At 46.9% G+C, this 13431-nt stretch carries 13 protein-coding genes; 8 read left to right on the top strand and 5 right to left on the bottom strand.

Annotated features, from left to right (window positions below):
* Positions 1-239: hypothetical protein (locus ACRC53_RS01300; protein WP_438641776.1), on the top strand; the 239-nt coding region annotated here is incomplete at its 5' end.
* A 317-nt stretch (positions 240-556) separates the two neighbouring features.
* On the opposite strand, the gene ftsX is transcribed toward ACRC53_RS01300, so the two are convergent.
* The 3 genes from ftsX to ftsY are packed head-to-tail and all read right to left on the bottom strand — an operon-like array spanning position 557 to position 4100.
* A complete protein-coding gene (gene ftsX / locus ACRC53_RS01295; RefSeq protein WP_438641775.1) occupies positions 557-1528 on the bottom strand; it encodes a permease-like cell division protein FtsX in 972 nt (323 codons plus the stop codon).
* Positions 1521-2198: a cell division ATP-binding protein FtsE gene (gene ftsE, locus ACRC53_RS01290; RefSeq protein WP_438641774.1), complete on the bottom strand. Its 678-nt coding sequence runs from the start codon at positions 2196-2198 to the stop codon at positions 1521-1523. Before ftsE ends, ftsX begins: the two co-directional genes overlap by 8 nt.
* A 3-nt stretch (positions 2199-2201) precedes the next feature.
* Complete coding sequence (gene ftsY, locus ACRC53_RS01285) at positions 2202-4100, bottom strand: signal recognition particle-docking protein FtsY (RefSeq protein WP_438641773.1); 1899 nt, start codon at positions 4098-4100, stop codon at positions 2202-2204.
* 104 nt (positions 4101-4204) lie between these two features.
* Here ftsY and rsmD point away from each other — a divergent pair, with 104 nt between their 5' ends.
* The 6 genes from rsmD to crcB all read left to right on the top strand — a co-directional run bounded on the left by rsmD (position 4205) and on the right by crcB (position 10186).
* Positions 4205-4852: a 16S rRNA (guanine(966)-N(2))-methyltransferase gene (gene rsmD, locus ACRC53_RS01280; protein WP_438641772.1), complete on the top strand. Its 648-nt coding sequence runs from the start codon at positions 4205-4207 to the stop codon at positions 4850-4852.
* 375 nt (positions 4853-5227) lie between these two features.
* On the top strand, positions 5228-6340 hold the full coding sequence (asd, locus tag ACRC53_RS01275) for an aspartate-semialdehyde dehydrogenase (RefSeq protein WP_438641781.1): 1113 nt from the start codon (positions 5228-5230) through the stop codon (positions 6338-6340).
* Between the two features lie 431 nt (positions 6341-6771).
* Complete coding sequence (locus ACRC53_RS01270) at positions 6772-7329, top strand: hypothetical protein (RefSeq protein ID WP_438641771.1); 558 nt, start codon at positions 6772-6774, stop codon at positions 7327-7329.
* A gap of 178 nt (positions 7330-7507) precedes the next feature.
* On the top strand, positions 7508-8641 hold the full coding sequence (gene pldB / locus ACRC53_RS01265) for a lysophospholipase L2 (RefSeq protein ID WP_438641770.1): 1134 nt from the start codon (positions 7508-7510) through the stop codon (positions 8639-8641).
* A 132-nt stretch (positions 8642-8773) separates the two neighbouring features.
* Positions 8774-9574 (top strand): sugar/pyridoxal phosphate phosphatase YigL, encoded by an 801-nt coding sequence (gene yigL / locus ACRC53_RS01260; RefSeq protein WP_438641769.1) that lies wholly within the window; start codon positions 8774-8776, stop codon positions 9572-9574.
* 231 nt (positions 9575-9805) lie between these two features.
* Positions 9806-10186, top strand: a complete 381-nt coding sequence (crcB, locus tag ACRC53_RS01255) for a fluoride efflux transporter CrcB (protein ID WP_438641768.1) — start codon at positions 9806-9808, stop codon at positions 10184-10186.
* Positions 10187-10312: 126 nt separating this feature from the next.
* On the opposite strand, the gene glpQ is transcribed toward crcB, so the two are convergent.
* On the bottom strand, positions 10313-11425 hold the full coding sequence (gene glpQ, locus ACRC53_RS01250; protein WP_438641767.1) for a glycerophosphodiester phosphodiesterase: 1113 nt from the start codon (positions 11423-11425) through the stop codon (positions 10313-10315).
* Between the two features lie 113 nt (positions 11426-11538).
* Here glpQ and ACRC53_RS01245 point away from each other — a divergent pair, with 113 nt between their 5' ends.
* Positions 11539-11742 (top strand): hypothetical protein, encoded by a 204-nt coding sequence (locus ACRC53_RS01245; protein ID WP_438641766.1) that lies wholly within the window; start codon positions 11539-11541, stop codon positions 11740-11742.
* Here the strand turns inward: ACRC53_RS01245 and glpT are convergent.
* On the bottom strand, positions 11678-13024 hold the full coding sequence (gene glpT / locus ACRC53_RS01240) for a glycerol-3-phosphate transporter (RefSeq protein ID WP_438641765.1): 1347 nt from the start codon (positions 13022-13024) through the stop codon (positions 11678-11680). The genes ACRC53_RS01245 and glpT overlap by 65 nt on opposite strands.
* Positions 13025-13431 lie beyond the last annotated feature (407 nt).

The following is a 13431-nucleotide window of genomic DNA, read 5'->3' as shown; positions in this document are numbered from 1 at the left end:
TGCGTAAAAACCTGCACATCAATAATGCTAATGCAGTTGCCAGTGTCATGGATGGATTTGGTGGGTTATCGACACAATACCAGATCAAGAAAGTGAACAAAGTACTACCAGAGATGGAAGCCTACTACTCGTATTCAGTGAAATCGAATCAGAATATCACGCTTTACTCTGGCTACCGCGATGTTGGTTTTGGTTCTGGAGAAGTTAATGGTGGCGTGAGTTACCGCGTCTCATTCTAATTTATCTGCTATCTACTTAAAAAGGCCAGTCAGTTATTACTGACTGGCCTTTTTTATACCGTGAGTTAATCTTAATGTCACTTGATTGTACGCACCAAACGCCATGGTGCAGTACAACTCTGTGTTAACCCTTTTACTTGCTCTCGCTCAACGAAATAGAGCAAGCTTGGTAATCACTTTTCATCATTTAACCCAGTACTCTGCTCTTCTGATAAACATGCCGCTTATTATAGGAATACACCCAAACTTAGCCGGTGTACTCAATGGTTAAGCAGCCATTTATAAAGAACAATGTGTTATGGCATCGTGAATAAATATTAATTGGGCACAAAATCACGCAGATGGCGCGCAGTGGCTAACCATGCAGCACTCCAGCCAATCATGGTCGACACGATCAACATAATCAGCACTTCATCTATTCCGAAACCCTGTAGTGTAAATTGTGTACCGAAAACTTGCATAACTGAGTTAACTTGAATCTGTAATCGCCAAGTAATCACTGCATTTAACAACCACGCAAGCAAACCACCTGACAACCCTAGCAACGCACCACCATACAAAAATGGGCGCAGAATAAAGCCATCTGTTGCCCCGATCAGTTTCATTACTTCAATGCTGTCGCGGCGGTTAAAGATGTTTAACCGCACACTGTTACCGATAATCAAAAATACGGCGCACAGCATCAACGTAGCCAAAATCAAGGCCGCTTGTGCCACCAGTTCAGTTAATGCAGTGAGCCTATCGAGCCACGTGTTATCCAGTTTTGCCTCGCTAACCCCTTTTTCGGCAGCCAGCACATCGCGTAAACCAGCCAATGCTGTACCGTGTGAAAACTCACCTTGTGGGCGAACAATGATCACTGCAGGTAACGGGTTATCTTTGAGCATGTCTAATGCATCATTAAAGCCTGACCACTGGCGAAACTCATTTAAACTTTCAGCACGTGAAAGATAGGTTAACTCACTTGCACCGGGAATCGCACGAATCGAGTCAGCCAGTGTTTTTGCTTGTGAGTCGCTCAGTGATTTTTGCAGATACACTGTAATTTCTGGCTCAGGATACCACTGGTCAGCCGCTAACGAGGCGTTCTTCCACCCTAAATAACACACCCCTGGCAGGGTCAATGCAATGGCAATAACCACAACGGTCAGCAGTGTTGCGATGGGTTGCAACAGAATATCTTGTAGGCAATTGTGCCATGCATGCCGCCACTGTTCGCGTAACCCACCACGCGCGCGGGTTGGGCGCAATTTCTCTGGTTGGCTCTTTTTACTGACACTTTTAGCCACGGTCAGACTCCTTCCTGTTAGTGCTGATCCGCCCTTGTTCAAGGGTCAAGACAGGGTATGGCTGACTGGCAATCAGTTGGGTGTCGTGCGTGGCCATCAATACCGTGACCCCGACACGGTTAAACTCTTCAAACAGATGTAAAATACTGCCTGACAACGCATCATCCAGATTACCGGTTGGCTCATCGGCCAACAGCAGTGCGGGTTTATTCACTACTGCACGCGCAATGCCTACCCGTTGTTGCTCACCACCGGAAAGCTGAACCGGTAGGCAGCGGGCTTTATCTAACAACCCAACCTTATCCAGTGCTGCACTGACGCGGCGCTTGATGTCATCGGCTGTGTTGCCGGTGATCACCAGCGGCAATGCCACATTTTCATATACTGTACGATCCATCAATAAGCGATGATCTTGGAAAATCATCCCGATATGTCGGCGTAAAAATGGCACTTCACGGGTTTTCAACCGTGATATATCGTGCCCGTCAAACCAAATCTGGCCATCACTTGGCCGCTCTATCCCGCAGATCAGCTTTAATAATGTGCTTTTCCCTGCCCCTGAGTGGCCGGTAAGAAAGGCCATTTCGCCGGCACGTAGGTGGAAAGAGACACCCTGTAATGCCTGTCGACCACCCAGATAGGCTTTGCTGACCTGCTGGAAACGGATCATTTTTTACTCCTCACGGGCAAAAAGTGCCTCAATAAAGTCTTTGGCATGGAATGGGCGTAAATCGTCAATCCCCTCTCCGACACCGATATAACGAATCGGAATGCTAAACTGATCCGCAATGGCGAAGATCACCCCCCCCTTAGCCGTACCGTCAAGTTTGGTCAGGGTAATACCGGTTAGCCCAACGGCTTCTTGAAACAGTTTAGCCTGACTGATGGCGTTCTGACCTGTACTGGCATCGAGTGTCAGCATGATTTCGTGCGGGGCGTTTTCATCACTTTTCTTCATCACCCGTACGATTTTCTTTAGCTCTTCCATTAGATGGCTCTTGTTCTGCAAGCGCCCTGCGGTATCAGCAATTAAAATATCTACCTTGCGCGCTTTGGCAGCCTGAATCGCGTCATAAATCACCGAGGCAGAATCTGCACCGGTATGCTGGGCAATCACCGGGATCTTGTTGCGCTGCCCCCACACTTGCAGTTGTTCAACGGCAGCAGCACGGAAGGTATCACCTGCTGCCAACATGACACTTTTGCCTTCGGCTTGGAACTGGCGGGCCAGTTTCCCGATAGTTGTGGTTTTGCCTACGCCGTTAACACCTACCATTAAAATAACATACGGGTTTTGCCCCTCAACACTCAGTGGTGCTTCAACTGGTGTGAGGATCTCAGCCATCTCCTCTTTTAGAAGACCATACAGAGCTTCTGCATCACGCAGTTGTTTACGGCTGGCATGTTGAGTGAGTTTATCGATAATTTTACGGGTTGTGTTAACGCCAACATCCGCAATCAGCAGTTGCTCTTCTAGCTCTTCAAACAGCTCATCATCAATTTTTTTACCGCGGAACAGGCTAAAAAATCCGGTTCCGATATTCTGTTTGGTTTTTAGCAAGCTGCGCTTTAAGCGAGCAAAGAAGCCCTCTTTGGTTGGGCGCTCTTGTACTTCAGGTTGAATTTCATCATTACCGATATTCTCCTCATCTTCGTTGCAAGCCTCTGCAAGGACAATATCTATGTTCTCAATGCTCTCTTCGACCACGTGCTGCGCGTGGGGTTCGATAGTGTGCTCGATTTCTTGCACATGCTCTGGCTCTGCTGTTGGCTCTGGCTCTGCTGTGGGTGCGAGCACAGGTTCAACGCTGTGTGCAACAACTTCAGTTTCAGCAACCGCTATTGCAGGTTCAACCGGAAGCTCGGCAACAGGCTCGCTATCCTGCACATGCTCTGGCTCTGCTGTTGGCTCTGGCTCTGTTGTGGGCACGGGCACAAGTTCAACAATAGGTTCAACAATAGGTTCAACAATAGGTTCAACACTGTGTGCAACAACTTTAACTTCAGCAACTGCTATTGCAGGTTCGGCCTGAAGCTCGACAACAGGCTCGCTATCCTGCACATGTTCTGGCTCTGCTGTTGGTTCTGGCTCTGCTGTTGGCTCTGGCTCTGTTGTGGGCACGGGCACAAGTTCAACAATAGGTTCAATACTGTGTGCAACAACTTCAGCGTCAGCAATGGCTATTGCCGGTTCGGCCTGAGGCTCAGTAACAGGCTCGCTATCCTGCACATGTTCTGGCTCTGCTGTTGGCTCTAACTCTGCTGTGGGCGCGAGCACAGGTTCAACAGTAGGTTCAACGCTGTGTGCAACAACTTCAGTTTCAGCAACCGCTATTACAGGTTCAGCCTGAGGCTCAGTAACCGGTTCTGACACAGGGCGATGAGGCGTATCGGCAAGCTCATCTGTCGAGAGGGGGATAGCATCAACAACAGGTGTGATATCCGTATGAGTCTCAGTGTGGTGAGTATCAACCTCAGGTTCGTTGGCCTGTTCAGCCGGTAACTCAGGCTCGGCCTCTTTACGCCCTAACCCCAACCAAGACCAAAATCCACGTTTCTTTTCTTTAGTCATTTCGCAATACGACCCTGCGCAATTAGAATATCATCTTTAATGAACTGTATAGTTTACCACTTTCCTTGCGGTCGAAAAATTGTATGGCTAAACGATCTCCGAGTATGACAAAAAAATCTTTCGGTCAAATCCGAATTATCAGTGGCCAGTGGCGTGGACGCAAATTGCCTGTTCCCGACAGCCCCGGTTTACGCCCAACGACTGATCGGGTGCGTGAAACGCTGTTTAACTGGCTTGCCCCTGTGCTGCACGGTGCACGCTGTTTAGACTGTTTTGCCGGTAGTGGGGCACTTGGGCTAGAGGCACTATCACGCTATGCTGACCATGTTGTGTTACTTGAGTTTGAACGCCACGTGGCAGAGACCCTGCAAAAAAATATCCGTGAGTTGGGCAGTACTCACGCTGAGGTTATCCACACAGATACGCTTAACTATCTGAATAAAAATGGAAAACCTTTTGATGTGGTGTTTATTGACCCCCCATTCCGGCGCGATATGCTAACCACCTGCTGCCAATATCTTGAGAATAACCACTGGCTTGCCGCAGGCGCATATATTTATGTAGAAGCTGAAGTTGATGCTGGCCATCTGGCCGTTCCTGCTTGCTGGCAATTGCACCGCGAGAAAATCGCCGGACAAGTGGCATACCGTTTATATATTCGCCACGGTGATGAGAGCGATACTGATACCGACAATGACAATGAAATAAAAGAAGAAAATATACCGGCTAATCATACACAACATGCTGATTGAGCTGGCGATGCATCGCCGTAAGACAGTTTTTTATGGTTAATAATGCAAGTAAAACAGTCAGAAAAACTAAGGCGATTGCTATTTTTCTGTATTATTTATTGAAGCGTATAAAATCCACTGTTCGGGGCTTGCGCCTGCGCGCTCAATCAGTAAGGTGAGATGTAGCAGATTAAGCATAATTAACCCGTTGTGCTGACAAAAAGGCCCATTGTGGCCCATCACTGACATACGGGTTTATGTTGATTTTCTCATTGGGATTTTCTTCATTTGAGGGTATATCTACCTCTTGTATTCAGGTGTGCAAAAGGTACATCCATAATAATACGTAAGGTTTACACTCAAAATTTCACTCACTCAGCTTAGGATGAACGCGTGATGAAAAATGTAGGGCTTGTTGGATGGCGTGGCATGGTGGGCTCTGTGCTGATGCAGCGTATGCAAGAAGAGCATGATTTTGCTCACATTAATCCACTCTTTTTTACTACATCACAAGCAGGTCAAGCTGCACCCGTTGTCGCAGGGAAAAGCGGCCTGTTGCAAGATGCGTATGATATCGATGCACTCAACGCATTGGATATTATTATTACCTGTCAAGGTGGCGATTACACCAGTGAGATCTACCCTGCACTGCGTGCAAGCGGCTGGCAAGGTTACTGGATTGATGCTGCCTCAACACTGCGAATGAATGATGATGCGATTATCATTCTTGACCCGGTCAACCAGCATGTTATTCATCAAGGCCTTGATAGTGGTGTGAAAACATTTGTTGGGGGAAACTGCACCGTTAGCTTGATGTTGATGGCAATCGGGGGGTTGTTTGCCAATAATCTGGTCGAGTGGGTCTCAGCAGCCACCTATCAGGCCGCCTCTGGTGGCGGGGCACGCCATATGCGTGAGCTGCTGACACAGATGGGAATGTTGCAGCATGAGGTAGCCGCAGAGTTAACCGATCCGGCATCGGCAATTTTAGAGATTGAGCGTAAAGTCACGGCAAAAACCCGCAGTGGCACACTGCCGGTGGATAATTTCGGTGCACCGCTGGCTGGCAGCTTGATCCCGTGGATTGACAAGCAGCTCGATAACGGTCAAAGCCGTGAAGAGTGGAAAGGTCAGGCGGAAACCAATAAAATTCTGGGTATTGATGGCAAGCCGATTCCGATTGATGGCCTATGTGTGCGTATTGGTGCACTGCGTTGCCACAGTCAGGCATTCACCCTGAAGTTAAAACAAGATGTCAGTATTGAGAGTATTGAGCAGATGCTGGCGACCCATAATGATTGGGTCAGCGTGATCCCCAATCAGCGTGAGATCACCATGCAGGAGCTTACCCCCGCGCGCGTTACTGGCACACTGTCTGTACCGGTTGGTCGCCTGCGCAAACTGAATATGGGGCCAGAATATGTGTCGGCCTTTACGGTCGGTGATCAGCTATTGTGGGGTGCAGCAGAACCACTGCGCCGTATGCTACACGTTTTACTGCGCACTTAATCTCTTACAACACAATATCCATGTGGGATTTTGTTGGTTGCGCCAAAAACCGCACACCCAGTATAGCGCCACACTCAATAACGCTGTACTGGGTGATGACCATAATTTTTTAAGTGATAACTGAGCAATATGAAGTGATGCCTTAGCCATATCCTCTGACGATGTGCTACGCATTGAGCAAAAAATCGATGGTTCCCGCCACAATGTTTGAAAACATTTTATTAACATTCGCAATTTGAGAGCAAGCTAACGTTACGGGCGGTTTCCTCAGTGCATATCCAATGGCTTTGTTACACTGGTAAAAAGGGTGAGCATCATAATGGCTAAATAGGGTTAATCTAACCGTAATCATACAAGATAGCCTGAAAAAAAGAGACCAGATAACCACCGCATCACCCCGCCTCTGACTCTGAACAATGAGAAAGCAACCCATGCAAATACCGTGGCAACCTGCCGTTATCGCTCTGATGCTTTTCAGCCTAAACGGGTTTACGCCTGTTTTTGCTGCAAGCCTTGATTTTAAAGGGACGCTCGCCACCCCTTTTTTTGGTCATGCGCGCGGTAGTGCATTTAGTGCTACGCTATTTTATGATCAAAATACAGCAAGTTTTGAAACTCTCGAAGAGCAAGATCACTGGCAACAAGAGAACTACCCGTTTCAGCAAGTCTCTATTGTCATTGATGATCAGCTCTATCAGGTGAGTGCAATTGAACCATCGAGTGTCGATAATCGTATTCGCCTGACACACTGTAAAGTCGCATCAGCCACCTGTGTGTATGATGAGATCAGTGTTCATGCCAACGGTGAAGCAAACGGCACATTAGATGCTCCGCGTATCCAACTTATTTTACGTGGCAATGCTGGTTGGCTAACGAATACCAAGTTGCCAGATGCCATGAAACTGCGTGATTTATTAGCCAGTGCTAATCAAGCCAGTATGACATTGCAATCAAATCTTGCATCATCTTCATTGCGTATTCAGCGTTGATCAGGGCATCATCTTACAGAAAAAAATACTCTCTTTTCTCTGCCAACAGCAGACAAAACAACACGTAGAGATGAGCCACGCGAACATGGCGATAATAAATGACAACCCAAAAACGTGCTGTCAATCCGAAAATACGGCAAGATTTGCACGCCCTCTTTTTTTTAGCTTATGGTTATTGATGATGAGTTCTTCTGCACAGGCCAATAGCGCCAATGATCACACTGAAATACACCATGATAAAACCACACCCACCTCAGCAATGCAGTACCAAACCGGCTCTAAACCCTCTGCTGTTAGCCGTTTACCGGCTGATTTGCTCACCCGTGAGGCTGATTATCAAGCCTTCATGCAGCAGCGTGTTGCCCCGTTTTGGCAACAAGGGGTAACATCATCTATCGTGGGAAAAGATAACATTCGTTTGAGTTCGATGAGCTTTACCGCGCCTGACCATGATAACGCCATTTTGATTGTTAATGGCCGCCTAGAGACATACCTAAAGTATCAAGAGCTTGCCTACGATCTGTTCTTGCAAGGCTATGATGTATTTTTGTTTGATCATCGCGGACAAGGGCTATCTGGGCGGTTGTTGCCAGACCCGCAAAAAGGCTATGTTCAGCACTTTAGTGATTATGTCAGTGATATGAAAACAGTGCGTGATCAGCTCATCACACAGGCAGAGCAAGCTCGTGGCAAACCTTATCAGCACCGTTATCTGCTGGCACACTCCATGGGCGGGGCTATTTCAAGCCTGTATCTAGCACGCTATCCACACGATTTTACTGCCGCAGCCCTTTCAGCCCCAATGCACGGTATTGTATTCCCTATGCCGATGTGGCAAGTCAAAACCCTGACCACGGTTGCCAAATTATTTACCCGTTATGATCAAGGTTATGCGCCGAGTACCGGCCCTTATCAAGCAACGCCATTTGCTGGAAATGATCTGACCCATAGCCAAGCACGTTACCAGTGGTTTCGTGAGTTGTATGCGGCACATCCGCAAGTACAACTTGGTGGCCCCACGCTGCATTGGATCGGTGAAAGTGTGCAAGGTGCAGAACAGGCCATTGTACAAGCAGGGGCGATTACCACACCGCTGCTGTTGCTGCAAGGTGGTGATGATACCGTAGTCGATAATCAGACTCACCGTGCATTCTGCGAAGTGATGCAACAAGCTAACCACCCTTGTGCCAACGGTTCGCCAATCACTATTCAAGGGGCACATCATGAGCTGTTATTTGAACAAGACGCAATGCGAAAACAAGCACTGCAGTACGTGCTAAACTTTTTTAACTTGTACTCTGCTGTCCATTAAGTGCGCGACTTAGCCGATAAGTTTAGTGAGGTCGATCACCCTATCGAGTGAGAATTTGTCATATCAACAGACAGCCTCACCTGAGCGGGTATACTGTAGATCTCACTTTTTCGGTTACCAGAGTATGTCACTATGTATCGTGTTGTCGCCTCAGATCTGGATGGAACGTTACTCACCCCTGATCATCGTGTCTCGCCTTTTACCGCAGAAACGTTACATCTACTGACAGAGAAAGGGGTTCGTTTTATTTTTGCTACGGGCCGTCATCATGTTGATGTAGCACGTATCCGCGATAATCTGGGTATCGACGCTTATATGGTCACCTCGAACGGTGCGCGAGTACACAACACCGCCGGAGAGCTGATCTTCAAACATGATTTGCCTGCTGATATTGCCCGCGATCTGATGCTACTGTCACATAATCACCCAGATATTATGACCAATATCTATCAAGGTGATAACTGGTGCATTGATCGTGATGCAGAGTGGTTAGCCAAATTTCACGAAGAGACCGGTTTTTGCTGTCGCATTGTCGATATGGCCATGGTTGAAAACCATAACGATATCGCCAAAGTGTTCTATTTAGGCAATCATGAACTTCTGGTGGCATTGGAAGAGGCCATCAATGCTCGCTTTGGTGATCAGGTTAATGTGAGTTTTTCACTGCCTGAATGTTTAGAAGTGATGGCCGGTGGTGTGTCAAAAGGCCATGCGCTAGAACAAATTTTGCCGCTCAAAGGGTTGACACTGCAAGAGTGTATCGCATTTGGTGATGGTATGAATGATGTTGAAATGCTGAGTATGGTCGGCAAAGGCTGTGTTATGCAAAATGCACATCAACGTCTGAAAGATACCCTGCCTGAGTGCGAAGTGATCGGTGAAAACAGTACTGAGGCTGTCGCACACTATCTGCGTAAACTCTTCTTGAGCTAACGCGGTTTAATCTCAAGCTGTCTCTTATACTCGGTATAATCTAATACCATGTCGATATCTAGTATTAAAAAAGCTGCTCTATACTCACAGAGTAGCTTTTTTCTGTTTCTCTGCGACAAACAGTAACCTTTAAAATACCCCTATCCTCTTTTTTTCAGCGATAATCAGAGAATTATTATTTTGGTCTGTTTTTCTTTGTTGTGATTATCTTTTAATTAGAGGAGTCACCCAATGTTTAGCTCATTATTGGCTGTCAGTGGCGGCGCGGCGATTGGCGCATCACTTCGCTGGTGGATTGGAACAAAACTGAATGACTTTTTGCCACAGCTTCCGCTCGGTACATTAACGGTTAACTTGCTTGGTGGTTTTTTAATTGGTTTGGCCATCGAGCTTTTTTTGCGGATCCCCAATATTTCACCCTATCTGCGCTTGTTTATCATTACAGGTTTTCTGGGCGGTTTGACCACGTTCTCAAGTTTCTCCGCTGAGATGATCACTGGCCTTGAAAAAGGGCAAACGTTGTGGGTACTCGGTGGGATTATTTTGCATTTAGGTGGATCACTGCTGATGACGTTTGCGGGTATGAGCCTTATACGCTATCTCTGGCCTTAAAGGTTTCAGATAACGATATACCCAGCGCATCGGCTGGGTTTGCGTTTAATCTGCGCGTTAAAACCGCAAAGTATGAGGGCCGTAAGCCAAACATACTCCCATTATGCCCAATGGTTCGATTCATTTTTACGGTTGTTTAACGGCAGTTTGCTTTTGTAAAAACTTGACCGCAATATCAGGAAAATCGGTAAACACACCATCAACATCAGCGGTATTGTAGAAAATATCCAGCATATTATTCAGATCTTTTGCGTATGCCGGTACTTTGCCCGGATCTTTACGGAAGGTATACGGGTGCACCACTAAACCGTTTTCATGCGCTTCTTTGACCATAATGGTGGTTTTAATATTACCCGGTGTAGAGCTCTCTTCCACGACCATTGGGTACCACGGGCCAACACCATCGGCATACTTGGCAATTTTGGCCATCGCACCGGGCTTAAACATCCAGTCGTAACTGTAGTTGGTTAATGAGCCATCAGGGTTAATGACCATCGTCTCTTGATCATCGGTTGGCGTAATCAACTGTACCAGTTTGATATCCATACCCATTTTTGGCAGCAGATCATCATGCACTCGCTGTAAATCGGGCGCATCAAAACTCTGGAAGAACACCTTATCGCCCTTCTGGGTATATCCGTACTTTTTCAGCGTCTCTAGTACGGCCACTGAAATGTCTTTGCCTTCGGTTTTATGAAACCACGGTGCTTTCGTCTCAACATAAAGCCCGACATTATTGCCAGTAGAGTGGTTCATTCCCTGAATCATCTCGATCTCTTCGGCCAGAGTATGCACTCGGAAATCAGAAGCCCACATCGGGAAGCGGTTCGGGAATTTCTGGCTCATTTTGCCATCTTTATCCAGTACAAACTCTTCAGTAAAGCTCAATTGGCGGATCTCAGGCAAAGTAAAATCTATTGCGTAGAAACGGCCATCTTTACGCGCCCTGTCAGGAAATTTCTTTGCGACATCGGTCACTCGGTCAAGATAGTGGTCGTGCAGCACAATCAGCTGATTGTCTTTCGTCATCACCACATCTTGTTCCAGATAATCCGCCCCCATTGCATAGGCCATCGCTTTTGCCGGCAACGTGTGCTCCGGCAGGTAACCGCTCGCACCACGGTGGGCAACCACAATTTTACCTTCCGTTTTATCAGATGGGGCCGCATTTTCAGCCAATGCAAACAACGGTGTAGCTAACAACGTTCCAGTCATAAGTGCCAGCAATGTTTTTTTCATCGTGAATGTGCTCTTAGTTTATGTGCGTTGCAGAGTAGGGTACAAAGGTAATGTGTTATTTTTATTAACAGAAAAATAATTTTTATATAAAACAATTGATTAGGATTATCTTTATGACAATGGGTGATAAATATGGGGTGATAAAAAGCAACCGACTTACCGCCTCTGTCACCTCACTGGATAATCATGACAGCCTAAGCTGCCATGATTTAATGCCAGTAGGGGCAACAGCAATGAACGCGGTAGAATCCATTACCCGCGAGCTTTATCTTCCTGCACTTTATTGTGGTGGAACATGGTTAATGCCAGCAAAATGACCGCCATCACACATGAACCGATCAGCAACATAAAGCCGCCATCCCAACCAAAGCGATCCACGGTGTAACCCACCACGGCATTGGCCGCAACCGAGCCACCTAAGTAACCAAACAGACCGGTGAAACCGGCTGCCGTACCTGCCGCTTTTTTCGGTGCCAGTTCAAGCGCATGCAAACCAATTAGCATGACAGGCCCGTAGATCAAAAAGCCAATCGCAACCAGCGCGGCCATATCCACCGTCGGGTTTCCTGCCGGATTTAACCAGTACACGGTAGTCGCAATGGCAACCAAAATCATAAAGAACACACCGGTTGCACCGCGGTTGCCCTTAAAGACTTTATCTGACATCCAACCGCACACCAGCGTGCCTGGAATACCCGCCCACTCGTACAGGAAGTAAGCCCATGAGGATTTATCCACCGAGAAGTGTTTAACTTCTTTAAGATAAGTTGGGGCCCAATCAAGCACACCGTAGCGCAGCAGATAGACGAATACGTTGGCAAATGCGATATACCACAGCAGTTTGTTCGGCAGGATATATTTGGTGAAGATCTCTTTTGCTGTCAGCTCTATCTCATTTTTAGCACTGTAATCTTCCGGATAGTCATTTTTGTACTCTTCAATCGGCGGTAAACCACATGACTGTGGCGTATCGCGCATTGTCAGGTAAGCAAAAATAGCCACGCCCACCGCAGCAGCTGCCGGAACATAGAAAGCAGAACGCCAATCATTGAACCAACCCATACCGAGAATAAACAGTGGCCCTATCATGCCGCCGCCCACGTTATGCGCACAGTTCCAAACTGAAACTATCTCACCACGCTCTTTTTGCGACCACCAGTGCACCATTGTCCGGCCACACGGTGGCCAACCCATCCCCTGTACCCAGCCGTTCAAAAACAGCAGTACAAACATGATGGTAATGCTTGAGGTTGCCCACGGCACAAAACCCATAAACAGGAAGATAGCCGCTGACATCAGCAAACCAGCCGTTAAAAATACCCGCGGATTTGAGCGGTCAGATACCGCGCCCATCAGAAATTTTGATAACCCGTAGGCAATCGCCACCCCTGACATGGCAAACCCCAAATCACCGCGCGAAAAGCCCTGTTCAACCAGATAGGGCATGGCCAGTGAGAAGTTTTTACGCACCAAGTAATAACCGGCATAACCAAAGAAAATACCGGCGAAAATTTGCCAACGCATGCGTTTGTAAGTGCTGTCAATTTGCGCATCCGGCAAACGGGCACTGTGTGCTGCAGGTTGAAAAAAACGCAACATAATCAGGTCCTCGATATGTTTTATGAGTGAGATGAGCTTGTTATTGTTATTGCCATTGTGAATAAAAGCGCATTTGATTAAGAAGAGTGTCATCAAAAGTGAGTAGGAGATGCGCGATGCGCTCGAAATCGAACGCAATAATAGTGACAATACAAAGATAATGGTGTGAGATCAAACACACTTCGTTGAATATAAAATTAATTTTCCCTTTAAAATAAATTAGTTAGCTGTAACCTTTCAGCAAAATATGCTGGCATTCACCTCGTGTTCATCTGTAAAAAGTCATCAATAACGAAGGTGTTTTTAGACAATGTGTCTATTATTACCGCTGCACCCACATCAATCGATCACAACTTGGTTACAGTGGCATTACGAACGATGATATCTTGTGATAAAAATCACAAATA

It is taken from the genome of Plesiomonas sp. (assembly GCF_051652165.1).
In the GTDB taxonomy this organism is placed as follows: Bacteria; Pseudomonadota; Gammaproteobacteria; order Enterobacterales; family CAMTGL01; genus Plesiomonas.
Note: the sequence above shows the minus strand (reverse complement) of the source record. Positions and strands in the feature narration are given on the sequence as shown.

Excerpts from the sequence above, each read along its gene's own strand:
- ftsE (WP_438641774.1), bottom strand. The coding sequence starts at position 2,198 with ATGATCCGTTTCCAGCAGGTCAGCAAAGCCTATCTGGGTGGTCGACAG.
- ftsY (WP_438641773.1), bottom strand. The coding sequence starts at position 4,100 with ATGACTAAAGAAAAGAAACGTGGATTTTGGTCTTGGTTGGGGTTAGGG.
- rsmD (WP_438641772.1), top strand. The coding sequence starts at position 4,205 with ATGACAAAAAAATCTTTCGGTCAAATCCGAATTATCAGTGGCCAGTGG.
- asd (WP_438641781.1), top strand. The coding sequence starts at position 5,228 with ATGAAAAATGTAGGGCTTGTTGGATGGCGTGGCATGGTGGGCTCTGTG.
- ACRC53_RS01270 (WP_438641771.1), top strand. The coding sequence starts at position 6,772 with ATGCAAATACCGTGGCAACCTGCCGTTATCGCTCTGATGCTTTTCAGC.
- pldB (WP_438641770.1), top strand. The coding sequence starts at position 7,508 with ATGATGAGTTCTTCTGCACAGGCCAATAGCGCCAATGATCACACTGAA.
- yigL (WP_438641769.1), top strand. The coding sequence starts at position 8,774 with ATGTATCGTGTTGTCGCCTCAGATCTGGATGGAACGTTACTCACCCCT.
- crcB (WP_438641768.1), top strand. The coding sequence starts at position 9,806 with ATGTTTAGCTCATTATTGGCTGTCAGTGGCGGCGCGGCGATTGGCGCA.
- glpQ (WP_438641767.1), bottom strand. The coding sequence starts at position 11,425 with ATGAAAAAAACATTGCTGGCACTTATGACTGGAACGTTGTTAGCTACA.
- ACRC53_RS01245 (WP_438641766.1), top strand. The coding sequence starts at position 11,539 with ATGACAATGGGTGATAAATATGGGGTGATAAAAAGCAACCGACTTACC.
- glpT (WP_438641765.1), bottom strand. The coding sequence starts at position 13,024 with ATGTTGCGTTTTTTTCAACCTGCAGCACACAGTGCCCGTTTGCCGGAT.